Annotated in this window: 28 protein-coding genes; 21 read left to right on the top strand and 7 right to left on the bottom strand. The window is 65.9% G+C overall.

The features are described 5' to 3' along the window. Positions 1-72: 72 nt before the first annotated feature. Positions 73-885 carry an alpha/beta hydrolase gene (locus AWJ14_RS18800; protein ID WP_066182996.1) on the bottom strand — a complete coding sequence of 271 codons (813 nt, stop codon included), beginning with the start codon at positions 883-885 and terminating at the stop codon, positions 73-75. A 193-nt stretch (positions 886-1,078) separates the two neighbouring features. On the opposite strand from AWJ14_RS18800, the gene infC reads away from it, so the two are divergent. The 8 genes from infC to pheT all read left to right on the top strand — a co-directional run bounded on the left by infC (position 1,079) and on the right by pheT (position 7,171). Next, on the top strand, positions 1,079-1,615 hold the full coding sequence (gene infC / locus AWJ14_RS18795; protein WP_083220364.1) for a translation initiation factor IF-3: 537 nt from the start codon (positions 1,079-1,081) through the stop codon (positions 1,613-1,615). A gap of 263 nt (positions 1,616-1,878) precedes the next feature. Then, on the top strand, positions 1,879-2,079 hold the full coding sequence (rpmI, locus tag AWJ14_RS18790; RefSeq protein ID WP_066182990.1) for a 50S ribosomal protein L35: 201 nt from the start codon (positions 1,879-1,881) through the stop codon (positions 2,077-2,079). A 37-nt stretch (positions 2,080-2,116) separates the two neighbouring features. Beyond that, positions 2,117-2,518 carry a 50S ribosomal protein L20 gene (rplT, locus tag AWJ14_RS18785; protein WP_066182987.1) on the top strand — a complete coding sequence of 134 codons (402 nt, stop codon included), beginning with the start codon at positions 2,117-2,119 and terminating at the stop codon, positions 2,516-2,518. 189 nt (positions 2,519-2,707) lie between these two features. Next, entirely contained in the window at positions 2,708-3,790 is a 1,083-nt protein-coding gene (pheS, locus tag AWJ14_RS18780) for a phenylalanine--tRNA ligase subunit alpha (RefSeq protein ID WP_066182984.1), read from the top strand. Positions 3,791-3,794: 4 nt separating this feature from the next. Further along, on the top strand, positions 3,795-4,037 hold the full coding sequence (locus AWJ14_RS18775; protein WP_066182982.1) for a DUF4160 domain-containing protein: 243 nt from the start codon (positions 3,795-3,797) through the stop codon (positions 4,035-4,037). Beyond that, positions 4,012-4,287 (top strand): DUF2442 domain-containing protein, encoded by a 276-nt coding sequence (locus AWJ14_RS18770; RefSeq protein ID WP_066182979.1) that lies wholly within the window; start codon positions 4,012-4,014, stop codon positions 4,285-4,287. Before AWJ14_RS18775 ends, AWJ14_RS18770 begins: the two co-directional genes overlap by 26 nt. A 38-nt stretch (positions 4,288-4,325) precedes the next feature. Then, entirely contained in the window at positions 4,326-4,763 is a 438-nt protein-coding gene (locus tag AWJ14_RS18765; RefSeq protein ID WP_066182976.1) for a GFA family protein, read from the top strand. After that, positions 4,760-7,171, top strand: a complete 2,412-nt coding sequence (gene pheT / locus AWJ14_RS18760; protein WP_066182973.1) for a phenylalanine--tRNA ligase subunit beta — start codon at positions 4,760-4,762, stop codon at positions 7,169-7,171. Before AWJ14_RS18765 ends, pheT begins: the two co-directional genes overlap by 4 nt. Before the next feature lie 100 nt (positions 7,172-7,271). Here the strand turns inward: pheT and AWJ14_RS18755 are convergent, their stop codons facing one another. Further along, positions 7,272-7,943 carry a ZinT family metal-binding protein gene (locus AWJ14_RS18755; RefSeq protein WP_066182970.1) on the bottom strand — a complete coding sequence of 224 codons (672 nt, stop codon included), beginning with the start codon at positions 7,941-7,943 and terminating at the stop codon, positions 7,272-7,274. 253 nt (positions 7,944-8,196) lie between these two features. On the opposite strand from AWJ14_RS18755, the gene AWJ14_RS18750 reads away from it, so the two are divergent. Together AWJ14_RS18750 and AWJ14_RS18745 are read left to right on the top strand one after the other, a co-directional pair. After that, complete coding sequence (locus AWJ14_RS18750; protein WP_066182967.1) at positions 8,197-9,582, top strand: nicotinate phosphoribosyltransferase; 1,386 nt, start codon at positions 8,197-8,199, stop codon at positions 9,580-9,582. A gap of 109 nt (positions 9,583-9,691) precedes the next feature. Beyond that, positions 9,692-10,678, top strand: a complete 987-nt coding sequence (locus tag AWJ14_RS18745; protein ID WP_066182965.1) for a Gfo/Idh/MocA family protein — start codon at positions 9,692-9,694, stop codon at positions 10,676-10,678. Positions 10,679-10,682: 4 nt separating this feature from the next. On the opposite strand, the gene AWJ14_RS18740 is transcribed toward AWJ14_RS18745, so the two are convergent. Together AWJ14_RS18740 and AWJ14_RS18735 are read right to left on the bottom strand one after the other, a co-directional pair. After that, entirely contained in the window at positions 10,683-11,066 is a 384-nt protein-coding gene (locus tag AWJ14_RS18740) for a GtrA family protein (protein ID WP_066182962.1), read from the bottom strand. Beyond that, positions 11,063-12,094 carry a glycosyltransferase gene (locus tag AWJ14_RS18735; RefSeq protein WP_066182958.1) on the bottom strand — a complete coding sequence of 344 codons (1,032 nt, stop codon included), beginning with the start codon at positions 12,092-12,094 and terminating at the stop codon, positions 11,063-11,065. Before AWJ14_RS18735 ends, AWJ14_RS18740 begins: the two co-directional genes overlap by 4 nt. Positions 12,095-12,187: 93 nt before the next feature. Here AWJ14_RS18735 and AWJ14_RS18730 point away from each other — a divergent pair, with 93 nt between their 5' ends. From AWJ14_RS18730 to AWJ14_RS18700, 7 genes are all read left to right on the top strand, one after another. Next, positions 12,188-14,053, top strand: coding sequence for a hypothetical protein (locus tag AWJ14_RS18730; protein WP_066182956.1), 1,866 nt, complete (start codon positions 12,188-12,190; stop codon positions 14,051-14,053). Positions 14,054-14,203: 150 nt separating this feature from the next. Further along, positions 14,204-15,229: a penicillin-insensitive murein endopeptidase gene (gene mepA, locus AWJ14_RS18725; protein WP_066182955.1), complete on the top strand. Its 1,026-nt coding sequence runs from the start codon at positions 14,204-14,206 to the stop codon at positions 15,227-15,229. Positions 15,230-15,370: 141 nt separating this feature from the next. Beyond that, positions 15,371-15,748 carry a methylglyoxal synthase gene (locus AWJ14_RS18720; protein ID WP_066183544.1) on the top strand — a complete coding sequence of 126 codons (378 nt, stop codon included), beginning with the start codon at positions 15,371-15,373 and terminating at the stop codon, positions 15,746-15,748. Positions 15,749-15,825: 77 nt separating this feature from the next. Beyond that, on the top strand, positions 15,826-16,851 hold the full coding sequence (locus AWJ14_RS18715) for a glucokinase (protein WP_066182950.1): 1,026 nt from the start codon (positions 15,826-15,828) through the stop codon (positions 16,849-16,851). Between the two features lie 152 nt (positions 16,852-17,003). After that, positions 17,004-18,785 carry an ABC transporter ATP-binding protein gene (locus AWJ14_RS18710; RefSeq protein WP_066183542.1) on the top strand — a complete coding sequence of 594 codons (1,782 nt, stop codon included), beginning with the start codon at positions 17,004-17,006 and terminating at the stop codon, positions 18,783-18,785. After that, positions 18,782-19,612 (top strand): 4-hydroxy-tetrahydrodipicolinate reductase, encoded by an 831-nt coding sequence (gene dapB / locus AWJ14_RS18705; protein ID WP_139112701.1) that lies wholly within the window; start codon positions 18,782-18,784, stop codon positions 19,610-19,612. The genes AWJ14_RS18710 and dapB overlap by 4 nt, the downstream gene beginning before the upstream one ends. Positions 19,613-19,641: 29 nt before the next feature. Further along, on the top strand, positions 19,642-20,280 hold the full coding sequence (locus AWJ14_RS18700; RefSeq protein WP_066182945.1) for a 2,3-bisphosphoglycerate-dependent phosphoglycerate mutase: 639 nt from the start codon (positions 19,642-19,644) through the stop codon (positions 20,278-20,280). 51 nt (positions 20,281-20,331) lie between these two features. Here the strand turns inward: AWJ14_RS18700 and AWJ14_RS18695 are convergent, their stop codons facing one another. After that, positions 20,332-21,210, bottom strand: coding sequence for a methylated-DNA--[protein]-cysteine S-methyltransferase (locus AWJ14_RS18695; RefSeq protein ID WP_066182942.1), 879 nt, complete (start codon positions 21,208-21,210; stop codon positions 20,332-20,334). A gap of 78 nt (positions 21,211-21,288) precedes the next feature. Beyond that, a complete protein-coding gene (locus tag AWJ14_RS18690) occupies positions 21,289-21,759 on the bottom strand; it encodes a DUF2244 domain-containing protein (RefSeq protein ID WP_083220363.1) in 471 nt (156 codons plus the stop codon). 62 nt (positions 21,760-21,821) lie between these two features. Between AWJ14_RS18690 and nth the strand changes: the two genes are divergently transcribed. From nth to AWJ14_RS18670, 4 genes are all read left to right on the top strand, one after another. Then, the gene (gene nth, locus AWJ14_RS18685; RefSeq protein ID WP_083220362.1) at positions 21,822-22,607 is read left to right on the top strand and encodes an endonuclease III; all 786 of its coding nucleotides are present in this window, start codon (positions 21,822-21,824) and stop codon (positions 22,605-22,607) included. Between the two features lie 409 nt (positions 22,608-23,016). Beyond that, positions 23,017-23,475 (top strand): GyrI-like domain-containing protein, encoded by a 459-nt coding sequence (locus AWJ14_RS18680; protein ID WP_066183533.1) that lies wholly within the window; start codon positions 23,017-23,019, stop codon positions 23,473-23,475. 149 nt (positions 23,476-23,624) lie between these two features. Beyond that, entirely contained in the window at positions 23,625-23,996 is a 372-nt protein-coding gene (locus AWJ14_RS18675; RefSeq protein ID WP_066182936.1) for a hypothetical protein, read from the top strand. A gap of 168 nt (positions 23,997-24,164) precedes the next feature. Beyond that, positions 24,165-24,626, top strand: coding sequence for a DUF411 domain-containing protein (locus AWJ14_RS18670; RefSeq protein WP_066182930.1), 462 nt, complete (start codon positions 24,165-24,167; stop codon positions 24,624-24,626). A gap of 45 nt (positions 24,627-24,671) precedes the next feature. Here the strand turns inward: AWJ14_RS18670 and AWJ14_RS18665 are convergent, their stop codons facing one another. Next, the gene (locus AWJ14_RS18665; RefSeq protein WP_066182925.1) at positions 24,672-25,415 is read right to left on the bottom strand and encodes a sulfate transporter family protein; all 744 of its coding nucleotides are present in this window, start codon (positions 25,413-25,415) and stop codon (positions 24,672-24,674) included. Positions 25,416-25,499 lie beyond the last annotated feature (84 nt).

Here is a 25,499-nt window from a genome sequence, read left to right as displayed (position 1 = left end):
CGGCCCCGGCGAAGGGTTGCCCCCACCGGATCGGCGGATTTCAGGGGTAGGCAGCCGTGGCGGCGGGCCTGGTCAGGGTGTTTGCGCGATCGTGTCGACGGCGGCGAGAATGCGGGCGATGTCCTCGTCGCGCGACAGCCGGTGGTCCCCGTCGCGGATCAGCGTGAGCGTGACATTGTCGGACGGCAGATGTTCCACCAGCTTGAGCGCATGCCGCCAGGGCACGTCCGGATCGGCCATGCCCTGGATGATGTGCACCGGCGCGCCGGTCTCGATCAGACCGTCGAGCACCCGGTTCGCCCGCCCGTCCTCGAACAGCGCCCGGGTAAAGACATTGGGATCCGGGCCGTAGGGCGTAGGCTCCTCATAGTAGCCGTCGCGCTCGAGTGCCGCGCGCTGCGCCTCGGTCAGCTCCGGCTCCATCAGTTCCAGCGTGAAATCGGGTGCGGGCGCGATCAGCACCAGCCCGGCCACCCGGTCGGAAAGGCCCTGGGCCCTGAGTTCCTGCACCATGCGGAGCGCGATCCAGCCGCCCATCGAGGAGCCGACCAGGATCTGCGGCCCGGTGGTGAAGTGCTCGAAGGCGGCCATGCTTTCCGCAAGCCAGCGCGAGATCGTGCCGTCGCGGAAACTGCCGCCGGAGGCACCGTGGCCGGAATAATCGAACCGCAGGCAGGCCTGGCCGGTCTCGCCGGCGTGGCGGCACAGCGCCTCGGCCTTGGAGCCGCTCATGTCCGAGCGGTAGCCACCGAGCCAGACCAGGCCGGGGCGACCCGCGCCCGGTTGGTCCGCAGCGGTGCTGCCACCGCGGCGAATGAGCGCGGCGATCTCGCGCGTGTCGTCTCCCGTGCCCACAGTGAGCGTGCCGGCCTCCGGTTGCATCATGGTGTTGGCTCTCCCGATTGTGACTTTGCAACGCTTCTACAAGATTCGCGCGCGCCCGGGCCTCCCTGTGGTGATTTTTTCGCGAAGCCATGCTATTGACACCGGCGAACCAATGCCGACATAGCGCGAAAGAGCATGTGCCCGGGCGTGCAAGCCGGTTATTGCATGATGAGTTAATCAGGAGACCAAAGCCATTCGCAGACCATTCAGAGCGCCGCCGACCACCAACGATGGCCCCCGCGCGAACCAGAATATCCGGGCCCCGCAGGTCCAGCTTATCGACGCCGAAGGCCAGAATCACGGCATTTTGCCGACAGACCAGGCTCTCGCCATGGCGGAAGAAGCCGGGTTGGACCTTGTCGAGATCAATTCCAACGGCGATGTGCCGGTGTGCAAGATCGTCGATCTCGGCAAGCTGAAATACCAGTCTCAGAAGAAAGCCTCCGAGGCGCGCAAGAAGCAGAAGACCGTCGAGGTCAAGGAAATCAAGATGCGCCCGAATATCGACACCCACGATTACGAGGTGAAGATGCGCGCGATGAACCGGTTCTTCGACGAAGGCGACAAGGTCAAGGTCACGCTCAGGTTCCGCGGTCGCGAAATGGCGCATATGGAACTCGGCATGAAGCTTCTGCAGAAGGTCAAGGAAGACACGCTTGCCATCGCCAAGGTCGAGGCCGAGCCGAAGCTCGAGGGCCGGCAGATGATGATGGTGCTGGCGCCGAAATAACGGCTGCCCCAACGCGGCAATGCCGGCCCGGCAGCCGCCCGGGCCGGTTTTTTTATGCCGTGCGCGGATTCGACCCCGCCCACCGTTGCGCTTTGCTCCGGCTGCGGCTATAAGGCGCGCGTTCAAACCGGCCGGCAGGGCATGCCGAGGCGGTTTCCAACGCTTGAGGCAAACGGGTGCTTCGCCCTTTGCCTCTCACCCAACAAGAAGATGGCCGTGCCGCGCCGCACCGGTGCGCTCGATGCCTGACAAGGAGTAGCGAAATGCCCAAGATGAAGACGAAATCGTCTGCCAAGAAGCGGTTCAAGATCACGGCCTCCGGCAAGGTCCTGTCCGCTGCTGCCGGCAAGCGCCATGGCATGATCAAACGGTCCAACAAGTTCATTCGCGACGCCCGCGGCACCATGGTTCTCTCCGAACCCGATGCCAAGATCGTCAAGAAGTTCCTGCCCAACGGCCTCTGAGACGAGCCCGGACCCGAGATTTTAAGGAGACCATGACATGGCACGCGTAAAACGGGGCGTTACCGCCCACGCCAAGCACAAGAAAGTCCTGAAGAAGGCCAAGGGCTTCTACGGACGCCGCAAGAATACCATCCGCGCAGCGAAGGCCGCCGTCGACAAGTCGATGCAGTATGCCTACCGCGACCGCAAGGTGCGCAAGCGCAATTTCCGTGCGCTCTGGATCCAGCGCATCAACGCCGCTGTCCGCGAACACGGCCTGACCTATGGTCGTTTCATCGACGGCCTGGCCAAGTCGGGCATCGAGGTCGACCGCAAGGTTCTCTCCGACATGGCGATCCATGACGCGGAAGCCTTCGGCGCGCTCGTCGCCGCCGCCAAGAAGGCGCTTGAGTACCTCAAGGATGCCACCCCGAATGAATTTGAAAGCGCTGTCCGTTAAGCCAGCGTTTCCCGAAGGCATTCTCGACTTTGACCATTTGGGATCCCGCGCTGGCAGGGCTGGCGCGGGATTTTTCGTTTTCAGGGGCCGGGACAGGCCCAAAGGGACGGCGGACCATCTCCGCGCGCGCCCTTCCAGCCAGCAGCGGCCGACGTGATCGGTCGGACAGATTTCGGATAGGCAACGACCATGAGCCAGTACCAGTCGCTTGAAACCTCCATCATGGACGAGATCGCCGCCAGCGCGGACGAGGCCGCCATCGAGGCCGTGCGGGTCGCAGCGCTCGGCAAGAAGGGCTCCGTCTCCGAACTGCTCAAGGGGCTCGGCAAGATGACGCCGGAGGAACGCCAGGAGGCGGGGCCCGCGATCAACGGCCTCAAGACCCGCGTGACCGACGCCATTGCCGCCCGCAAGGCCGAACTCAGGAGTGCGGCCGTCGCCGCCCGCCTCGCCCGCGAAAGCGTCGATGTCAGCCTGCCGGTGCGCTCCTCGCCCGCCGAGCGCGGCCGCATCCATCCGATCAGCCAGGTGATCGACGAAATCACCGCCATCTTCGCAGACATGGGCTTCTCCATCGCCGAAGGCCCGGACATCGAGACCGACTACTACAATTTCACTGCGCTCAACTTCCCCGAAGGCCACCCCGCCCGCGAGATGCATGACACCTTCTTCCTCGAGCCGGACGCCAACGGCGAGCGCAAGGTGCTGCGCACCCACACCTCGCCGGTGCAGATCCGCACCATGGAAGCGCAACAGCCGCCGATCCGCATCGTCATTCCGGGCAAGACCTACCGGCAGGATTCCGACGCCACCCATTCGCCGATGTTCCACCAGCTCGAAGGCCTGGTGATCGACAAGCAGACCCATGTCGGCCATCTGCGCTGGGCGCTCGAGGAATTCTGCAAGGCCTTCTTCGAGGTCGACAGCATCACCATGCGCTTCCGCCCCTCGTTCTTTCCCTTCACCGAACCCTCCTTCGAGGTCGACATCCAGTGCGACCGCTCGGGCCCGATCGTCAAGTTCGGCGAGGGCTCCGACTGGATGGAGATCCTTGGCTGCGGCATGGTGCACCCGAACGTGCTGCGCCACGGCGGCATCGACCCGGACGTCTACCAGGGCTTTGCCTGGGGCATGGGCATCGACCGGCTGGCGACGCTGAAATACGGCATGCCCGACCTGCGCGACTATTTCAGCGCCGATGTCCGCTGGATCAGCCACTACGGCTTCCGCCCGCTCGACCTGCCGACCCTGTTCGGAGGGTTGAGCTCGTAGAGCCATGCCGACCGTTCTTCGCAAATATGGCTTCCGGTTCCACCTTTATGGGTTCGACATGGGTGAGCCTCGGCATATCCATGTTGCCGGCCACGGAGGCACGGCGAAGATCTGGCTTGAGCCGGTCAAACTGGTCGAGGCCAAGGGGTTCAACGCGACAGATATGCGGCGTATCATGGACGTGGTGGAAGAACACCAAAGGCAGTTTGTGGAGGCATGGGATGAATTCGCCAAGTCTGTATCCTGAAAACGAGCGGCCTGTGGAAGCCTGGTGCGATCTTCACAACGTGCATGTCCGGCTCGCCGATGGCCGGGAGGTCATCACGCCGTTGTGGTGGTATCCGAGCCTTCATGGGGCGACACCGGCGCAACGAAACAATATCGAATTGATGCTGGCGGGCGTACATTGGCCGGATGTCGATGAGGATCTGTCGATCCGGGGCATGCTGGCGGGCTGGAAATACCCAACGGCCAAAGCGCCGGAAAAGGCTGCGTGAGGCAATGCTGGCATGATAATTCAACGGATCAACGCGCTATGACGGAGCGGATCTCTCACCACGGCTCCTGCCGCTGCGGCCTGATCTCCGCGGATATCGACGCGGAGCCGGTCTGGCAGTCCTATTGCCATTGCCGCGATTGTCGCAAGCAGACCGGTGCGCCGGTGATGGCCTTTGTCGGCTTCCCGCTTGCAAGCCTCAGCTGGTTCGGCGAGCCCAACCGCTGGCGCGGCGCGGGCGGCGTCACGCGCATGTTCTGCGGCCATTGCGGCAGCCAGATCGGCTACACCGACGAGCGGCTGAAGGGCGAAATCTATCTGGCGCTGGGGTTCATGGAAGAGCCCGAGGCCTATCCGCCCCATTCGCATGCCTTTGTCGAGCGGCAACTGCCGTTCCTGCACATCGCCGACGATCTTCCGCGCTTCGAGGGTTTTTCCGTCGAGCGCCCAACAATGACGACGGGAAAAGACGGATGAAATTCACCCTCTCCTGGCTCAAGGATCACCTTGAAACCGATGCCACGCTTGCCGAGATTTGCGATCGCCTGACCGCGATCGGTCTCGAGGTCGAGGATGTCGATGACAAGGCGGCCTACAGGCCCTTCACCATCGCCCGCGTCATCAGCGCCGAAAAGCACCCCGAGGCCGATCGCCTGAAGGTGCTGATGGTCGATGCCGGCGACGGCAAGCCGGTGCAGATCGTCTGCGGTGCGCCCAATGCCCGGGCCGGCCTCGTCGGCGCGCTGGCGCGGCCGGGCACCTATGTGCCGGGGATCGGCGTCACGCTCGCCGTCGGCAAGATCCGCGGTGTCGAAAGCCACGGCATGATGTGCTCGGAAAAGGAGCTCGACATGTCGGATGATCACGACGGCATCATCGACCTGCCCGAGGACGCCCCGGTCGGAACCTCGTTCGCGGCCTATGCCGGGCTCGACGATCCGGTGATCGAGATCAACCTGACGCCGAACCGCCCCGACTGCACATCGATCCACGGCATCGCCCGCGATCTGGCTGCCGCAGGCCTGGGCAAGCTCAAGACCCCGAAGGCGCCATCGTTCCCGGTCGAAGGCGAGACCCCGCAGACCGTGCGACTGGAGCTCGACGACGCAAGCCTCTGCCCCGGCTTCGCCTGGCGCCTGGTGCGTGGCGTCAAGAACGGCCCGAGCCCGAAATGGATGCAGAAGCGGCTTCTCGCCATCGGCCTCCGGCCGATCTCGGCGCTGGTGGACGTGACCAACTACATGACCATGGACCAGGGCCGGCCGATGCATGTCTTCGACGCCGACAAGGTCAAGGGCGATCTGGTGGTGCGCCGCGCCCGCGAGGGCGAGGAGATTTTGGCGCTCGACACCCGCACCTACACGCTCAATCCCTCCAATGTGGTGATCGCCGACGACAACGGCCCGGAATCGATCGGCGGCATCATGGGCGGCGAGCATTCGGGCTGCGATGAGAACACCGTCAATGTGCTCATTGAATCGGCGCTCTGGGACCCGATCAACATCGCCAAGACCGGCCGCGCCCATGGCATCATCACCGATGCGCGCTACCGCTTCGAGCGCGGCGTCGACCCGGAATACATGATCCCCGGCCTCGAACGCACCACCGAACTGGTGCTCGAGATGTGCGGCGGCACGGCGGCCGCTTCGCGCGTGGTCGGCTACAAGGGCCATGAGCGCAAGTCGGTCGAGTTCCCCTTCTCCGAAGTCAAGCGACTGACTGGGCTTACGGTGTCCAACGAGGAGAGCGTCGACATTCTCACAGCACTCGGCTTCGAGGTGGCAAGCGGCGGCGACCGGGTGATGGTGGCCGTTCCCTCCTGGCGCCCCGACATCGACGGCAAGGCCGATCTGGTCGAGGAAGTCATGCGCATCCACGGCGTGGACAACATCAAGCCGGTGCCGCTGCCGTCGATGGGCGCGGTCAACAAGAAGATCCTGACCACGCTGCAGATCCGCACCCGCTCGGCCAAGCGCGCGCTGGCCGCGCGCGGCATGATGGAGGCCGTCACCTGGTCGTTCATTCCGGGCGACCAGGCCAGGCTGTTCGGCGGCGGCAAGTCCGAACTCCGGCTGGCCAACCCGATCGCCGCCGACATGTCCGACATGCGCCCCTCGCTCTTGCCGGGGCTGATCGCCGCTGCCGGGCGCAACGCCGCGCGCGGCTTCGGCGACGTGGCGCTGTTCGAGGTCTCGGGCACCTACGAGAACGACACGCCCGAGGGCCAGCGCCGGGTGGCGGGCGGCGTGCGCCGCGGCACCGCGGGTCTTTCCGGCTCCGGTCGTCACTGGGACGGCGCGGCCAAGCCGGTCGGCGTGTTCGACGCCAAGGCCGATGCGCTCGCCGTGCTCGAAGCCTGCGGCCTGCCGATGTCGAACCTGCAGGTCGAGCAGGGCGGTCCCGACTGGTACCACCCCGGCCGCTCGGGCGTGATCAAGCTCGGCCCCAAGGTGGTGCTTGGCCATTTCGGCGAGTTCCACCCCGACACGCTCGAAGCGCTCGACGTCACCGGCCCGCTCGCGGGTTTCGAGGTGTTCGTCGATGCGATCCCGGAAGCCAAGCGCAAACCCACCCGCACCAAGCCGGTGCTCACGCTCTCGGCCTTCCAGGCGCTGCGCCGCGATTTCGCCTTCGTGGTCGACAAGCAGGTCCCTGCCGGCACGCTGATGCGCGCCGCACAATCGGCCGACAAGGCGCTGATCGCCGGCGTCAACGTGTTCGACCTGTTCGAGGGCCCTTCGCTCGGCGAGGACAAGAAGTCGGTCGCCATCGAGATCACCATCCAGCCGCGCGATCGCACGTTGACGGATGAGGATCTCGACAAGCTCAGCAAGGCCGTGATCGCCAATGTCGTCAAATCGACCGGCGGCGTGCTCAGGGGCTGACACGCTTCAGTCCTGCTGCGCAGGCCTTTCATGAAAATCGAGCGGCGCTTGTTGCAGGCGCCGCTCTTTTTGGTGGTCGATATCGCCTTGCCGGGCATGCTCAATGCGCGAGCATTTCCTCGACGATCTCCGCTCCCGACAGGCCGGAGGGATAGTAGGTCGGCCAGTTGTCGAGCTGCTTGAGCAGGGCTGAGCGGTCGTCGCCGGCATAGAGGTGGTAGTGATGCGCCTTGGCCGGCGCGATGCCATGGTCGCTGAACTGGATGAAGGCCGGAGCCGCCTCGTCGCCGTCGATCTTCCTGAAGATGTAGCGAACGCCGCGATTGCCCTTCTTGTAGGTCAGCACCTCGTGCCCGTCCGACATATAGTGCGCCTGCGTGGTCTTGCCGTCGCGATAGAAGCTCACATTGTCGCCGTCGATGACGATGCGCCCGACATCGGTTGCGTAGCCGGTCTGGTAGTAGGCGCGGTATTCCTCTGCGGTTTTGTCGCCTTGTTCGGCCTTGTGGGCCAGCACCGGATCGAGCGTGCCGTCCTGCAGATAGGGATAGACCGACTGCCAGTCGCCTTCCCAATCGCTAAGCGCCCGGGCCTTGATCTGATCGTCCTCGAAATAGCCGCGATAGATGTCGTCCTGCGCGCCGGCCTCATGGCTGTGGCTGTGCGTGGAAGCGGCCTGGGCGGAAGCCGGTCCCGTCAGCGGAGCAGCCAGCAGCAGTGCGAGACCGGCGCCGAGAAGGCCAGCGCAAAAGGTCGTCGTGTTCAGTCGCATTGTCAAACCTCGTTGGTTGGAAATTGGGGGCTCGGATACGTCATGTAATAACGTAACAAACACGACTTAACGCCGGCTGCCCGGCTTTGCAAGCCCCCGCGCCGAGATTTGCTCCGAGCACCCGGCACCCGGCACCCGGTGCCCGGCATCGCAGTGCGGGATTGGTCGTCTGCAGGAAAAACCGGGCGATGCGGTAGGCGAACCGGCATTTGCCGGTCTATAAACGGGGCGACTTTCAGCGAGACACTGGCCCATGAACCTCATTCTCAATTCGGACAGCTACAAATATTCGCATTTCGCGCAGTACCCGCCCGAGACCGCTGCGATCTCGGCCTATATCGAGGCGCGGCCCGGCGGGGCGCATGATCATGTGCTGTTCTTCGGCCTGCAGATGTTCCTGAAGGAATATCTCTCGCGCCGCATCACCATGGCCGATGTCGATGAGGCGGAGGACATGATCACGGCCCACGGCCTGCCGTTCCACCGCGAGGGCTTCGAGAAAATCGTCACCCGCCACGGCGGCCTGTTGCCGCTTCTGATCGAGGCGCTGCCCGAGGGCATGATCGCGCCCACCGGCACGCCGCTGGTCCAGGTCCGCAACACCGATCCGGATTTCTTCTGGCTGCCGACCTTCATGGAAACGGCGCTGCTGCGCGCGGTCTGGTACCCCTCGACGGTTGCCACCGTCTCGCACGGCGCCCGCACCATCATTTCCGCCTCGCTCGACCGCACCTGCGATTCACCCGCCGAGGTGCTGCCCTTCCGGCTGCATGATTTCGGCGCGCGCGGCACCACCTCGCTCGAACAGGCGGGCATCGGCGGCGTCGCCCATCTCGTCAATTTCCTCGGCACCGACACGGTGAGCGCGCTGGTCACCGCCCGGCGCTATTATCATGAACAGATGGCGGGCTTCTCGATTCCCGCCGCCGAGCACTCGACCATGACCAGTTGGGGCGAGGACCGCGAGACGGAAGCCTACCGCAACATGCTCAAGCAGTTCGCGGGCCCGGGAAAGCTGGTGGCCGTGGTGTCGGACTCCTACGATCTCTATCGCGCGGTCAAGAACATCTGGGGCGAGGAACTCAAGGCCGAGGTCGAGGCCTCCGGCGGCACGCTGGTGGTGCGCCCCGATTCGGGCGATGCCAGCCGCGTGCCGGTCGACACGGTCGAGATGCTGGGCGAGATCTTCGGCTCGTCGCTCAACGCCAAGGGCTACAAGGTGCTCAATCCGGCGGTGCGCGTGATCCAGGGCGACGGCGTCACGCCCGAAACCATCAGGATCATCCTCGGCCGGCTCGAGGACCGCGGCTGGTCGGCGGAAAACATCGCCTTCGGCATGGGCGCGGGACTGCTGCAGAAGGTCAACCGCGACACGCTGCGCTTCGCCATGAAGGCCAATGCCCGCCAGGACGATGAGGGCGTCTGGCACGGCATCAACAAGAATCCGAAGACCGATCCGGGCAAGGCGTCGAAGCGCTACCGCCAGGCGGTGGTCCGCGAGAACGGCCGCCCGCATGCGGTGGCGCTCAAGGATCTGGGCGAGCGCGAAAATCTCATGCAGCCGGTCTGGCAGGACGGCGAATTGCTAGTCGACTGGACCCTGGCCGAGATCCGCGAGCGGGCGGCCGCCGAACGCTGACGCGGGGGCAAGAAGTGGGCGATTTGGTCAAACGCCGAATCGCCCGTACAAGACAGGCGCGCCGCGGCCCGTTGGGATGGACCGCGGAATGACAAAGGGGAGAGAGCACATGTTCAGATGGGGAATTTTGTCGACCGCCAAGATCGGCCGCGAGCAGGTGATCCCGCAATTGCAGGATTCCGAGAATGGCGTGGTCACCGCGATCGCGAGCCGCGACCATGCCCGCGCCCGGGCGCTGGCCGACCGGTTCGGCGCGCCGCTGGCCTTTGCCTCCTACGAAGAGCTGTTGGCCTCCGACCAGGTTGACGGCGTCTATATCCCGCTGCCCACCTCGCAGCATGTCGAATGGGCGATCAAGGCCGCCGAAGCCGGCAAGCACGTGCTGTGCGAAAAGCCGCTCGCGCTCAAGGCCGATGACATCGCCCCGGTGATTGCCGCGCGCGACGCCAACAAGGTGCTGGTCTGCGAAGCCTTCATGGTCGCCTATCATCCGCAATGGAAGAAGGTGCGTGAGCTGATCGCCGGGGGCGCGATCGGCCGGCTGCGCCATGTCCAGGGTGCGTTTTCCTATTTCAACACCGATCCCGACGACATGCGCAACCAGCCGGGTCTGGGCGGCGGCGGCCTGCCGGATATCGGCGTCTATCCCACCGTGACGACCCGGTTCGCGACGAAGGCAGAGCCGTTGAGGGTGCAGGCCAAGGTCGAACGCGACCCGACGTTCGGAACCGACATCTACGCCAGCGTCAAGGCCGATTTCGGTGCGTTCGAGATGAGCTTCTACTGCTCCACGCAGATGGCGCTGCGCCAGATGATGGTGTTCCACGGCGAGGAGGGCTATATCGAGGTGACCGCGCCGTTCAATGCCGGCGACTACGGCCATGCCACCGTCACGCTGCACAACGCCACCCAGACCGAAGCGCAGACCTTCCGCTTTCCCGGCGTGCGCCAGTACCGGCTGCAGGCCGAAGCCTTCGTCCGCAAGGCGCGCGGCGCAGAGGAGGACATCTTCACGCTGGAACAGTCGGTTCTGAACCAGAGCTTCATCGACGCCGTCTACCGCGCGGCGGAGCACGACGGCTGGGAGACTGTTTAGCCGGCTATTTTTTCGAGCCGAACACGAAGCGGTCGTAGCCGAGATAGGAAAACACGGTTGCCGACCCCGATCCCAGGATCAGCGCCAGATAGGGCGAGATGAACGGCAGCGCGATCAGGCTGCCGGAATAGACCGCATAGTTGATCAGCGCCGAGGCGACGCCGACGCTGCCGTAGCGCGCGCCCTCGACGGCGACCTTGCGGTGCGAGCGGCCGAAGGTGAAGGTGCGGTTGATCATGTAGGTGCACAGCATCGCCGAACCGATCGCGAACACGCGGCCGCTGAACGGATCGAGCAGCCTGAAGCGCAGGAACAGCCAGAGCATGCCCATGTCGACCGCAAAGCCGATGGCGCCTGCGAACAGGAAGAAACTGATCTTTCTCTTCATGAAGCCAGTTTGTGCCCTCCGGGTGCTTGAGGCAGGGCTTCGGCCTGGTCGGAGGCTGCAAATCCCGGTCCGTTCTTGCTGCGTCGGTCGACGCGCGCCGTCGGGATGGACATGTAGTGAAACCGCTTCTGCTCGGCCCGTCCGCGCGCCACGGAATCGAGGATAACGCCGCCGGTGAAGATCATCAACGACATCATCATCAGCGCCATGGCGAGCATCCAGGTCGGCATCCGCGTGACCAGCCCGGTCAGGAAATACTCGTTGAGCACCGGCACCATGAACACCATCGACAGCGCCAGCGTCGCGACGCTCAGATAGCTGAAAAAGGTGAAGGGCCGGGTTTCCTTCATCAGCATCGCGAACATCCAGAGGATCCTGGCTCCGTCCCGGAAGGTCGAAAGCTTGGAATGCGAGCCCTCCGGCCGGCGGCCGTAGTCGAGCGCAAGCTCGGCCACCGGCAGCTTGAGCTGAGAGGCATGCACGCTCATCTCGGTCTCGATCTCGAATCCGCCCGAGACCGCCGGGAAGCTCTTGGCGAAACGGCGCGAGAAGGCGCGGTAGCCCGAGAAGATGTCGGTGAAATCGTCCCCGAAGATCTGCTTGTAGAGGCCGTTGAAGATCGAGTTGCCGAAGGCGTGGCCGCGCCGGCCGGCATCGTCGGTGACGCCGCGGCGGGTGCCCACCACCATGTCGCAGCGTTCGCTCAGCAGGATGCGGATCAGCTCCGGCCCGTCGGCGGGCGCATAGGTGCCGTCGCCATCGGCCATCAGGTAGACATCGGCGTCGATGTCGGAAAACATCCGCCGCACCACATGGCCCTTGCCCTGGCGCGGCTCGCGCACCACGGTGGCGCCGGCCAGTGCCGCGCGCAGCGCCGTCTGGTCCTTCGAATTGTTGTCGTAGACATAGATCCGGGCACCGGGGATCGCCGCACGGAAGCCGGCGACCACGTCGGCGATGGTCGCCGCTTCGTTGTAGCACGGCAGGAGCACCGCGATCTCGAGATCAGCGAACATTCCGTCGGTCATGGGGGTCCCCGTTTGGCTGCGGACGGTTGCCGCCCGTGGCTTTACTATTTCTTGAGAAGGTTAAGGCTAGGTTGAACCCCTCGGACAAAGTGCGTGGAGTTCCCTGTGGTCAAGAGCCAATCCGCCCCCGGCGATGCCCGGTTCGGCGCGGCAGACAGCCCGCGCAGCTTGACTGGCGCGTCCCTCTTCGCGCCGCTGCACCTGCCCGTGCTCGCCACCTTCGCGGTCTTCGTCCTGCTCACCGCGGTGATGCATTTCAGCTCCTATGTCGATTATGTCGGCGCCGACAACGACGACGTCATGCGCCTCGTCGAAGTCCGTGACCTGCTCGCGGGCCAGGGCTGGTTCGATCTCACCCAGGACCGGCTCGGCCTTGAGGGCGGGACGCTGATGCACTGGTCGCGGCTGATCGACCTGCCGATCGCCAACCTGATCATGCTGTTCTCGCTGGTGATGAGCCCGGACCTCGCCGAGGCGTCGGCGCTGTTCGTCTGGCCGTTGGTCACCGCCTTGCCGGTGTTCTATGCGCTGACGCTGGCGGGTGGCGTGCTCGGCGGACCGTCCGGCCGGGTGATCGGGCTTGCGCTCGCCTTCCTGTTCGTCCTCGCGATCAACCGCTTCCAGCCCGGCTCGATCGACCACCACAATGTCCAGCTGGCGCTGATCGCCACCATCGCCGCCTGCCTGATCCTGCCCGGCCGGCCGGTCGCGGCCCATGCGCTGGCCGGCATCGCCGCGGCGCTGGCAATCGCCATCGGGGCGGAAACCACGCCGCATATCGTCGTCGTTGCGGCCGTCGTGGCGGTGCAGTGGCTCTGGCTCGGCCGGCCGATGCAGGCGGCGGCCGCGGGCTTTGCGCTCGCGCTTGCCGCGACCCTGAGCATGATCTTCTTCGCGACCGTGCCGCCTTCGCGCTATGGCATGGTGACCTGCGACGCGCTCTCGACCGGCTTCTATGCGCTCGGCGTCGTTGGTGCGGGCCTGTTCTTCATGGCCGTGTCCGCCCTCTCGGCGCGCGGGTTCGGGGCGCGGCTCGCAGGCCTCGGTGCGGTCGGTGCGGCAACCTTCGGTCTCGCGCTCGTCATCGCGCCGCAATGCCTCGGCAATCCGCTGGCCTCGCTCGACCCGCTGTTGGTGACGATGTGGCTCAACAATGTCACCGAAGCGCAGTCGGTCGTCGCGCAGCTGCGCCACGAGCCGTGGTCGGCGGGTGGCTTCTATCTCGTGCCTTTGCTGGCGATGGTGCTGTGCGTGCGCCGCATCCTGCAGGGCCGCAACGTCCATGCCCATGGCGTGCTGCTGGCCCTGATCGCGGTGTCCTGGGCGATCGCGCTGGTTCAGGTGCGCGGCGCGGTGTTTGCCAACATGCTCTCGTCCGTTCCCTTCGCCGGGCTGATCGCCGGGCTGCGCACCCGCGCCAATGCGGATCCGAAGAACCCGCGCAACGGGCTTGCCTTCGCCGGCGCGGCCTTCGCCGCCGTTCCCTTCGTCTGGGCGCTGGCGGGCGCGCTCCTGTCGATGGGTGTCAACGCGCTGCATGGCGAGGAGGCGGGGCTTCTCGGCGGCAAGGAGCCGCAGCGCTGCACCGATGCCGCGGCGCTCGCGCCGCTCGCGCAGGAACCGCCTGGCGTGGTGTCCGGGCCGTCCAATCTCGGCGTCCACATCCTGCGCTTCACCGGCCACCGGGTGCTTTCCGCGCCCTATCACCGCAACCAGGGCGGCATGTTGACCGCTCTCCACGCCGGCATGGCGCGACCGGTGGATTCGGTCAAGTTCCTGCGCGGCGCAGGGGTCACGGTGCTGGCCTTCTGCAACAGCGACCCGGAAGTGGACACCGTCTCGGCCGCAGCCCCCGACGGGCTCTATGCGCAGTTGCGCAAGGGTATCGTTCCGGAGTTCCTGGAGCCGGTGCCCGGCACGCAAGGCGCTGCCCTCCAGCTCTTCCGTGTCCGGCCCTGACCGCTCTGCCGCCTTGTGATGCCCGGCCTGCCCCGAGCTTGAGGCATGCGCGTGTTGGATGGTTTGCTTGCCGCGGCCGACGCGCTAGACTCCGCTTTGAAAGCTGATTTGCGCGCCTGTCGGCCGCGCCGCCCACGGAGGCCGTACGAGATGATCATCCCCCGCCGCTTGCCGGACGCGCTGCGCCGCGCCGCCCTTGCCGCCGTGATCGCGGCGACTGCGGGCGCGGCATTTGCGTCCCGTGCCGACGCCGAGCAGACCGCCAAGCAGATCTTCGGCGCGGCCTCGCTGCCGGCGGCCCTTCCCGCCCGGCCGATCGGGTTCTACTCCAAGGGCTGCCTGGCCGGCGGCGTGGCGCTTCCGGCCGACGGCCCCACCTGGCAGGCGATGCGGCTGTCGCGCAACCGCCGCTGGGGCCATCCGGACATGGTGGCGCTGGTCGAGCGCCTGTCGAAGGACGCGGCGGCGATGGATGGCTGGCCCGGGCTTCTGGTCGGAGATCTCGCGCAGCCGCGCGGCGGTCCGATGCTGTCGGGCCACGCCTCCCACCAGGTCGGCCTCGACGCCGATATCTGGTTGACGCCGATGCCGAACCGCACGCTGTCGGCCGCCGAACGCGAATCCATTTCCGCCATCTCGATGCTCAAGCAGGACTCGCTCTATGTCGACGACCGCAAATGGACGCCGGCGCATGCGCGGCTTCTGATGCGGGCTGCGAGCTATCCGGAAGTCGAGCGCATCTTCATCCATCCGGGAATCAAGAAGAAGCTCTGCGACACCTGGAAGGGCGACCGCTCGGCGATGGGCAAGCTGCGCCCCTATTACGGTCACCACTATCATTTCCACATCCGCATCAAGTGCCCGCCCGGCGCCAGCGGCTGCAAGAGCCAGACCCCGCCGCCCGCAGGCGATGGCTGCGACGCCTCGCTTGCCTGGTGGTTCACCGACGAGCCGTGGGCTCCGGCCAAGCCGCCCAAGGACGACAAGCCCAAGCCCAAGCCGCGCGAGATGCAGCTGTCGGATCTGCCGGCCGCCTGCACAGACGTGGTGCGCGCACCGGCGCTCGCCTCCGCGGCACAGGCGCCCTTCGGATCGGCGATGAAGCCTGCTCCGGTCGCTGCCGCCGCCACCCTGCCGCTGCAGGGGCCGATGCCCGAGCCACGGCCCGTCCGCTGAGCCTGAAGCCCGGCCCCCGCGCGCAATTTCCTTGCCGGGCGTCTTTTCCTTGCCGGGGGGAGAGGCTATAGATTGGTTCGTCAAATCGATTGAAAATGCGGCCGGTGTCACTCGCCGGCACGCGCGAGACCACAGGTGGTCATGACTGTCAAACCCTCCATTGCCCTGATCGCCCATGATCAAAAGAAGGATGACTTGGCGGATTTCGCCAGGACCCATCGCCAGGCGATGGCGCGCTATCCGATCGTGGCCACCGGCACCACGGGCGCACGCATCGCCGAAGCCTGCCCCGGGCTCGAGATCACCCGGCTCAAGAGCGGGCCGCTCGGCGGCGACCAGCAGATCGGCGCGCTGATCGCCACCGGCGATGTCGGCCTTGTGATCTTCTTCGTCGATCCGCTCACCGCCATGCCCCACGATGTCGATGTCAAGGCGCTGATGCGGCTTGCCATCGTCTACGATATCCCGATGGCGCTCAATCGCGCCACCGCCGAAAACCTGCTCAAGACGCTGGCCTGAGCCGCCACCAGAGTTTCGCCACGGTCCGGCGCGCCGGGCTGCGCCACAACCAGAAAAGCCCTGACGGGGATCCGACAATGCCCACGCTACACGACACCGACAACTCCATGGCGTTCCCGATCCTGATCGGCGATATCGGCGGCACCAATGCCCGCTTCGCGATCCTGATGGATGCCAATGCCGAGCCGAAGCAATTCCCGATCCTGGCGACGGCCGATTTTCCGACCATCGACGAGGCGATCCAGACCGGCGTGCTCGACAAGACCTCGCTGCAGCCGCGTTCGGCGATTCTCGCCGTCGCCGGCCCGATCAAGGGGGACCTGATCGACCTCACCAACAGCGACTGGGTGATCGAACCGCACGCCATGATCCGCGGCCTGGGCTTCGAGACCATCATGGTCATCAACGATTTCGAGGCCCAGGCGCTGGCCGCGGCCTCGCTCGGACCGGAGCATCTCGAAAAGATCGGCGGCGGTGAGATCCGCCCCGGCGCCTCGCGCGTGGTGGTGGGCCCCGGCACCGGTCTCGGCGTCGCAGGCCTGGTGCATGCCCGCCATACCTGGTTTCCCGTGCCCGGCGAAGGCGGCCATATCGACATCGGCCCGCGCACGCAGCGCGACTACGAGCTGTTCCCGCTCTATGAGCCGATCGAGGGCCGCATTTCCGCGGAGCAGTTGCTGTGCGGGCGCGGGCTCATGAACATCTACCACGCCATTGCCGAAGCCAACGGCACGGAGCCGGTCGCCACCACCCCGTCCGAGGTGACCTCGCACGGTCTCGACCGCTCGGATCCCGCCGCCGTCGAGGCGATCGAACTGTTCGTCACCTATCTCGGCCGCGTGGCCGGCGACCTGGCCATGGTGTTCATGGCGCGCGGCGGCGTGTTTCTGGCCGGCGGCATCGCCCAGAAGATCATCCCGGCTCTCAACGAGCCGCGTTTCCGCGCCGCCTTCGAGGACAAGGCGCCGCATTCGGCCATTCTCAGGACCATCCCCACTTTCGTGATCACGCATCCGCTGGCGGCGCTGTCGGGCCTTGCGGCTTATGCCCGCACTCCGGCCCGATTTGGCGTTTCCACCCAGGGACGGCGCTGGAAAGCATAGGCAAACGGGTTCGGACCCGCTATAGAGCCGCACACGGCGGAGCAGGGATCCCTCCCTGTGCACGAGAACCGGCGCTTTACGCGAAGCGCCCGACGAGGTGAGCGAATTTGGCGCGCGGCAGGAACATCAAGGACGACGTCGAATCGCTGACAATGGTGATTCGCCGGATCATCCGGGAAAACGGCCGCGACTATCTGAGGACCTATATCTTCGCGGCGGTCTGCCTGATGCTGGTCGCCGCCAGCACGGCGTTCATGGCCTGGATCATGGAATCGGTCATCAACGAGGCCTTCGCCAAGAAGAATGCCGAGGTGGTCTGGCTGATCTGCGCCTCGGTGCTGGCGGCCTTCGTCATCCGCGGCGCTGCCTCCTACGGCCAGGCCGTGGCGCTCGCCCAGGTCGGCAACAATCTCGTCGCCCGCTATCAGCAGCGCCTGATCGACCATCTGATGTCGCTCGGGGTCAGCTATTTCGGCGAGGCCCGCTCGGCCCAGGTCGCCGCCCAGATCAGCCAGAACGTCGCCGGCATCCGCGACGTGATGAACCTGACCATCACCTCCTTTGCCCGCGACCTGCTCACGCTCATAGCGCTCATTGTGGTGATGGTCACCAAGGACCCGGTTCTGAGCCTGATCGTGTTCATCGGCGCGCCGCCGATCCTGATCGCGCTGCGCTACATCTCCAAGCGGCTCCGCAGCGCCACGCGCGAATCCATCGACTTGAACAGCCGCGTTCTCGGCGCCATGCAGGAGACCGTGCAGGGCATCACCATCGTCAAGGCCTTCACGATGGAAGAGCAGATCAGCGCGCGCACATCGACGCTGATCGGGGCCGCCGAAGACCGCTCCAACCGGATCGCGCGGCTCACCGAACGCACCTCGCCATTGACCGAGATCGTCGCCGGCCTCGCCATCTCAGGCGTCATCGCCTATGCGGCGTTCCGCTCGATCTATGGCGACGTGCTTCCCGGCGCCTTCTTCGCCTTCATCACCGCGCTGCTTCTCGCCTATGATCCGGCGCGCCGTCTGGCGCGGCTGCAGGTCAATCTCGAGCGGGCCGTCGTCAATGCCCGGATGATCTACGAGATCCTCGACGAGGAGCCGACCCAGGGCGACCGGCCGGGCGCGGGCGTCCTGGTCGTGGATCGCGCCGGGATCGAGTTCCGGGGCGTTTCCTTCGAATACGGTCACGGCGTGCCGGTTCTCGACGACGTGAGCTTCACCGCGGAGGCCGGCAAGACCACGGCCATCGTCGGCCCGTCGGGTGCCGGCAAGTCGACGCTGATCTCGCTGGTGCCGCGGTTCTACGACCCGGCCTCCGGTCAGCTGCTGATCGACGGCGTCGACATCGCCACCGTCACGAAGAAGTCGCTGCGCCAGCAGATCGCCTATGTGTCGCAGCAGCCCTGGCTGTTCGAGGGCACGATCCGCGACAACCTGCGCTATGCCCGGCCGTCTGCCACCGATGCGGAGATCGAGGAGGCGGCGCGGCTTGCCAATGCCCACGAGTTCATCCTCGCCCAGCCGCTCGGCTACGACACGCCACTCGGCGAAAACGGCGCCAACCTGTCGGGCGGCCAGCGCCAGCGCATCTCGATCGCCCGCGCGCTCGTCCGCGACGCGCCGATCCTGCTGCTTGACGAAGCCACCTCCGCGCTCGACAACGAATCCGAGGCCGCCGTGCAGAAGGCGCTCGAAAGCGCCATGCGCAATCGCACGGTGCTGGTGATCGCTCACCGGCTGTCGACCATCGCCCGGGCCGACAAGATCGTGGTCATGCAGGCGGGCCGGGTGGTCCAGGCCGGCAGCCATGCCGACCTGACCGCCTCCAGGGACGGGCTCTATGCCCGGCTGCAGGCGATCAGCGAAGTTCCTGCGCCGCAGCCGAAGTCCGGGGAAGGACCGGGCGCAGACGTCAAGGGAGACAAGTCATGACCGCATCCGCGCAGAGCATGGGCCTGATCGTGGTCGGCGCCGCCGGCCGCATGGGCCGCTCGCTGATCCACACCATTGCCGAAACCGAGGGCGTGCATCTGGCCGGCGCCATCGAGCGCCCGGGCTCGGATGCGCTCGGCAAGGATTCCGGCGAGCTGGCAGGCCTCGGCGCCAACGGCGTGATCGTTACCGACGACGCGCTGCCGGTCTTCGCCAAGGTCGAAGGCGTGCTCGATTTCACCACGCCATCGGCCACGCTCGATTTCGCCGAACTCGCCGCCCAGGCGCGCATCGTCCATGTGATCGGCACCACCGGAATGCAGGATGCCCACGAGGCGCGGCTGCATGCGGCCTCGCGCCATGCCCGCATCGTCAAGTCCGGCAACATGAGCCTGGGCGTCAACCTACTGTCGGTGCTGGTGCGCCAGGCCGCGCGCGCGCTCGAGGACCGCGGCTGGGACATCGAGGTGCTGGAAATGCACCATCGCCACAAGGTCGATGCGCCGTCGGGCACCGCGCTGCTGCTCGGCCAGGCCGCGGCCGAGGGCCGTGGCATCGATCTTGCGCAGCATTCGGTCAAGGTGCGCGACGGCCACACCGGCGCGCGCGAGGAAGGCTCGATCGGCTTTGCCACCCTGCGCGGCGGCTCCGTGGTGGGCGAACATTCCGTCGTGATCGCCGGCGAAGGCGAGACCATCGAACTCAGCCACAAGGCCACCGACCGCTCGATCTTCGCCCGCGGCGCAGTGCGCGCCGCGCTCTGGGCGCGCCACCAGAAACCGGGCTACTATTCCATGCTCGACGTGCTCGGTCTTTCGGACCGGTAATCAATCCCAGCCTCAAGAAGGAACGCAACATGACCGGAACGCTCGTCCTCGTCCGCCACGGCCAAAGCGAATGGAACCTCAAGAACCTGTTTACCGGCTGGCGCGATCCGGCGCTGACCGAAAAGGGCGTCGAGGAGGCCAAGGCCGGCGGCGTGGCGCTCAAGGACTACGGCCTCACCGATTTCGACATCGCCTTTACCTCGGACCTGTCGCGCGCCCAGCACACGCTCAAGCTCATCCTTGAGCAGACCGGCCAGACCGGCCTCGAAACCATCAGGGACCAGGCCTTGAACGAGCGCGACTACGGCGACCTGTCGGGGCTCAACAAGGACGATGCACGCGAGAAATGGGGCGAGGAGCAGGTGCATATCTGGCGCCGCTCCTACGATGTCCCGCCGCCCGGCGGCGAGAGCCTGAAGGACACCGGCGCCCGCGTCTGGCCCTATTACATGATGGAGATCCTGCCGCGCGTGCTCGCGGGCCAGAAGGTGCTGGTCGCCGCGCACGGCAATTCGCTGCGCGCGCTGGTGATGGTGCTCGACCGGCTGAGCCGCGAGGAGATCCTCAAGCTCAATCTCGCCACCGGCGTGCCGATGGTCTACCGGCTCAAAGCCGATTCCACCGTGGCTTCGAAGGAAGTTCTGGGCGACATGTCCGCGGCGCACTGACGGCGTCGCGTCACCGATGCCGCGTGCCCGGCTAACCCGTCGGGCACGTCGCTACTGGCAGAGCTGCCCTGATTCCCAGCCCAGCATCGCCCGCTTGCGGGTGATCCCCCAGTGATAGCCGGTGAGCGCGCCGGACTTGCCGAGCGCGCGGTGGCAGGGCACCACAAAAGAGATCGGGTTGCGCCCGACCGCGGCGCCCACCGCGCGCGAGGCCGAGGGCTTGCCGATCGCGCGCGCCACGTCGGAATAGGTCGAGGCGGCCCCGAGCGGAATCCTCAAAAGCGCCTCCCACACCCGCACCTGGAAATCGGTGCCGATCATGACGATCCTGAGCGGCCGGTCCGCACGCCATTGCCCGGGCGAGAAGATCCGCGCCACATAGGGTTCGGTCGCCTCCTGGTCGGGGGTGACGCGGGCGCCGGGCCAGCGCCGGGTCATGTCCTCGAGCGCTGCCTGCTCTCCGCCGGGATCGGCAAAGGCGAGCCCGCAGAGCCCGCGCTCGGTCGCCATGATCACCGCCGTGCCGAAGGGCGAGGGGTGGAAGCCGTAGCGGATCGCGATCCCTGCGCCGCCCGACTTGAAATCGCCCGGGCTCATCGCCTCGTGGGTCACGAACAGGTCGTGCAGCCGGCCGGGGCCCGACAGGCCCAGCTCATAGCTTGCATCGAGAATCGGCAGGCCCTCGTGGCCGAGCAGCCGGCGCGCATGGTCGAGCGTGACGGCCTGCAGAAAGGCCTTCGGCGTGAGCCCGGCCCAGCGGCTGAAGGTCTTTTGCAGCCGCGCGGGCGCCACGCCGAGATCCGAGGCGATCTCCTCGAGCAAGGGTTGGGACTGGTAGTCGAGCGAGATCCGCTCGATGGTCTTGCGGACGAGATCGTAGTCCTCGCCGGTCGGGGTGATGTCGCGGTCAAGCTGGGCTGTCACGGTCATGGGGAACTCCTTGAAGCATCACTCAAGCACTGGCCGCCCCGCTTGACCACCCGAAACGCGACGCGTGGTCACGGGGCCTTAGCGCTGCTTGGCGCGCGCCAGCGCGCGCTGGAACGCGGAGGCGAAACTTTCCTTGTCGTCGGGGTTCAGGAACCCGCCGACATCGGTGCGCCGGCCCTGGCCGCTGATCAGCATATGGGTGATGCCGATCTCGTCGTGGCGGGCGATGTTGAACCGCGCCCAGAACGGGTTGAACGAATGCTCGACCGTCCGCCCCGAAGGCGAGACCTTGCGGACATTGAGATCGGTGCGCGACATGCGGACGAACTCGCGCATCCGCCCGGAACGGTAGCTCAGCCAGAAGGCGCCGAACAGCAACGCGAGGTCGAGGCCGAAAAAGGCGAAGATCGGCCAGGCACCGATCCGGAGGAAAATCACCATGTGCACCAGTGTGATCGCGCTCGTGATCGTCATCAGGATCGCGAAGCCGGTGCGGCCGAGCGAACGGTGCGGGCTCAGGACGGCCTCGAACAGGGGCTCTTCGTTCATGGGGGCGGGTCTCCGGTGAGCTTGTGTTGCCATGCTCGCTTGCCGTTGATTATAGGGATGGAATGGAAAAGCCCAAGACCCTGAAATCATCCCGCGCCGGCGCGGCGTCTAAGTCCGGGGCGAAGCTGCCGGCCAATGCCAGGCCCGCGCGGCCGCGCACGCCGCGAAATCCCTACAGCCGCGAGGAGATCCGCGAGATCTTTCGCCGTTTCTCGGTGCAGCGGCCCGAGCCCAAGGGCGAGCTCGAGCACGTCAATCCGTTCACGCTGGTGGTTGCCGTGGCGCTGTCGGCGCAGGCCACCGATGCCGGTGTCAACAAGGCGACCCGCGCCCTGTTCGCGATCGCCGACACGCCCGAAAAGATGCTTGCGCTCGGCGAGGAGCGGGTGCGCGAGTATATCAAGACCATCGGGCTCTACCGCAACAAGGCCAAGAATGTGATCGCGCTCAGCCGGAAGCTGGTCGACGAGTTCGGCGGAGAGGTGCCGATGACGCGCGAGGAACTGGTCACGCTGCCCGGAGTCGGCCGCAAGACCGCCAATGTGGTGATGTCGATGGCCTTCGGCATCCCCACGCTCGCCGTCGACACCCATGTCTTCCGCATCGGCAACCGGCTCCGGATCGCACCGGGCAAGACCCCCGATGAAGTCGAGGCGGCCTTCATGCGCATCATCCCCGACGACTATCTGTTTCACGCCCACCACTGGCTGATCCTGCATGGCCGCTACTGCTGCAAGGCGCGCAAGCCCGAATGCGAGCGTTGCGTGATCGCCGATCTCTGTAAATCGAAGGAAAAGACCACCGACATCCCGGCTCCGCTCGTCGAGCTTCCGGCGCAGGTGGTGTGAGGGCGGGGCATTGGGATTATAAAGTGGGCTGGTCGGTTCCAGCCCCTCCCGGAAAGCAGGCCCCGCCGTGAAGGCTGAGGCTCTTGGCCAGGACGCACATCAGGTTTCACCCGGCTCTCTGGCGGCATTGCGCCACCATTTCAGTCGCTCCACCCTTTGTCCGGCCCCCGGTAAACCGTCACTCGGGACGCCGTCTTAGGATGCCGGAACCTTCTCTCGTTTGTCGTCAGTCAGGAGCCCGCAAGGGAGCGATCCGGTGTGGGGCGCCACAATGCCAAGCAGAGAAAAATTTTCCTCATAATGCGTTGATTGCGCAGCCATTTGGAATCTGGTTCTCCGCCGCAAGATGGCCGCGTTCTTTCAACGCCATAGCTTTGGCACTGTGAATCGGCTGCGCGACGAGGGGGCGATGGATATCAAGGAAACTCCGGATTTGTGGGTCTTGTGCGACAGGAAGAGGCTGAGAATCCCGGACATCAGGGAAACCGCTGCGGAATGCACCCGAAAGATCGACGCAGAGATTGGTTCGTTTGGGCTCGAGGTCGATGGACCATGGTTGTTTATCGCGTGGCATCTTCCCAAGGACGGGAAAACCCTGTTCGATTGGGCGATCTGCCGACCGGTAAAGAAGCCTGAGCACTACAGTGGAGAGTTTGAACTCGCCCACTTGGAGCCGATCATGGTTGCAAGTCGGGTGCATCAAGGGTCGCTGAGGACGATTTTCACAAAGGGCTATGCGCCGCTCGCGGCGGAACTGGATGTTTCAAGATATATTTACTCGGGGGAGAGCCGGGAAATTTATCATGGGTGGAACGGTCCCGGGGCACCCTACCACAAGATCGAAATCCAATTCGGCCTGTTGCGTTGAGACGTCACCGAACCCGGTGAGGCGCGCTGCCGGAACTTGGGCAATCACGGCAAAACCCGCCGCTGACGGCAAAGCCGGCGATGATCGCTCCGCCAAATGCGACATCGGGCCATCTGGATATGTCGTTCAATCCGGGATAGTCAGGTGTCATGCGCACCTGGATCGCCATTGTCATGCTCGTCGCCCTTGCGCTGGCCTTCGTCGTGCCGGCGGTGTCGGGCCATGGCGCGGCAGTTGCTCCTGCCGAGGCGATGAGCCACGAGGGTATGGCGGGGATGGCGCAGCAGTCCGAAACCATGTCCATCGCCGACCAGGCGGGGATGCCGGACGCGTGCTGCCCCGGGTCCGACATCAAGCACAGGGGCGGGCATGGTGCGGCCTGCGATCTTCATTGCCTGATGGCGATCCCCGCGGCCTGGCGGTTCGAGCCGGTGTCCGGCTCGGATTTCGTCGCGCCGGCGAGCCAATCCGGCACCGGCTTCGCGCCGCATTTCGCCTTCCGGCCTCCGATCGCCGCCTGACGGCCGCCCGGTTCGCCGGCTTCGGTGTCGAGGCCCGAGCGATGCGGCGGCGTGACTGCGGGCCTGCGTGCCCGACCTCCCCAGACGCATCCACGCGACTGGCTCCGAACCCCGGCAAGAGCCCGGACCCCAAGCCGTCGCGCAATCGGAACGACAAGGACATTTACCATGAAAACGATCAAACAGGCAGCGCTTGCCGCCCTTCTGAGCCTCTTTGCCGCCCAGGCCGCCATGGCCCAGGCCATGACCGTCTACAAGACGCCGTGGTGCGGCTGCTGCGAGGACTGGACAAAGGCCATGGAGGCCGCCGGCTACGACGTCACCACCCACGACATCGAGGACCTGACCATGGTCAAGAAGCAGGCGGGCGTCAGCCCGGAAATGGAAGGCTGCCACACCGCGAGCCTGGAACTCGGCAGCCGCACCTATGTGCTCGAAGGCCATGTGCCGTTGCAGGCGATCGACAAGCTGATCGCCGAGATGCCCGACATCCGCGGCCTGTCGACCCCGGGCATGCCGGCGGGCTCGCTCGGCATGGGGGACGACGAGGACGCGCGCTACGACGTCTACGCCTTCACGGGCCGGCCACAGGACACACCCACGGTCTACTACGAAGCCGGCCGCGAATAACCGGTCCAGCTGAGACGTGCCGGCGGTTTCGGCCGCCGGCCGAAGTCACCGGCGGGACAACTCGTCTTCGAAGCTGCGCGACAGGCTCGCGCCGTTTCTCCCGGCAATCATCTTGTAAAGATGCACCATCATGCCGGCCGCGAACATCGGCGTGAGCAGGTTCAGGAGCGGCACCGACAGGAAAGCGGCGATGATCAGGCCCGCGAAGAAGATCGTCGTCGAGTTGCGGGATCTGAGCCGCTTGGCCTCCGCCGGGCTCATGAAGCGCATGGCGGCGAACTCGAAATATTCCCGGCCCAGCAGATAGCCGTTGACCAGGAAGAAGGCCGCGAGGTTGATGCCCGGGACCAGCAGCAGCACGAGCGCGAGCAGGTTGCCGAGCGCCACCACCATCAGGAAGCCGAGCGATTGCCGGATCGATTGTCCGAGCGGCATTGCGGTGCCCGGTGGGTCCAAGGGATAGTCCCGCGCCTCGATCACCTCGGCGATGTCGTCGAGGAACAGGCCCGCCATCGCCGCCGTTACCGGCGCCACGAACAGCGCCAGCACCAGTGCCAGCCCCACGCCGGCGACGATCGCCGCCACCGTGCCGGCCCAGCCGGCCCAGTCCGGCAGTCCCGGCACGAGATTGTCGAGCCAGGGCATGGCGACCGCCGAGAACAGCTCGCCAAGCCCGAACCACAGGCCCGCGAGCAGCAGGATCGTCAGCCCCAGCGACTTGAACAGCACCGACCGCGAGGCGGCCGAGAACAGGTTGGACCCGCCCCGCCGGGCGGCTTCGATGATCATGGATGGCGTTCCTTCGTCTGTCCGGCGCGGTGGGTGGCGCGGGCGTGCCGCGGCCCGGATCGGTCCTGCGCCCGGGACCTGCGG

The sequence above is a fragment of the Parahoeflea olei genome (assembly GCF_001703635.1).
In the GTDB taxonomy this organism is placed as follows: Bacteria; Pseudomonadota; Alphaproteobacteria; order Rhizobiales; family Rhizobiaceae; genus Hoeflea; species Hoeflea olei.
The sequence above is the reverse complement of the archived record's forward strand: the minus strand, read 5'-3'. Positions and strand labels throughout refer to the sequence as shown.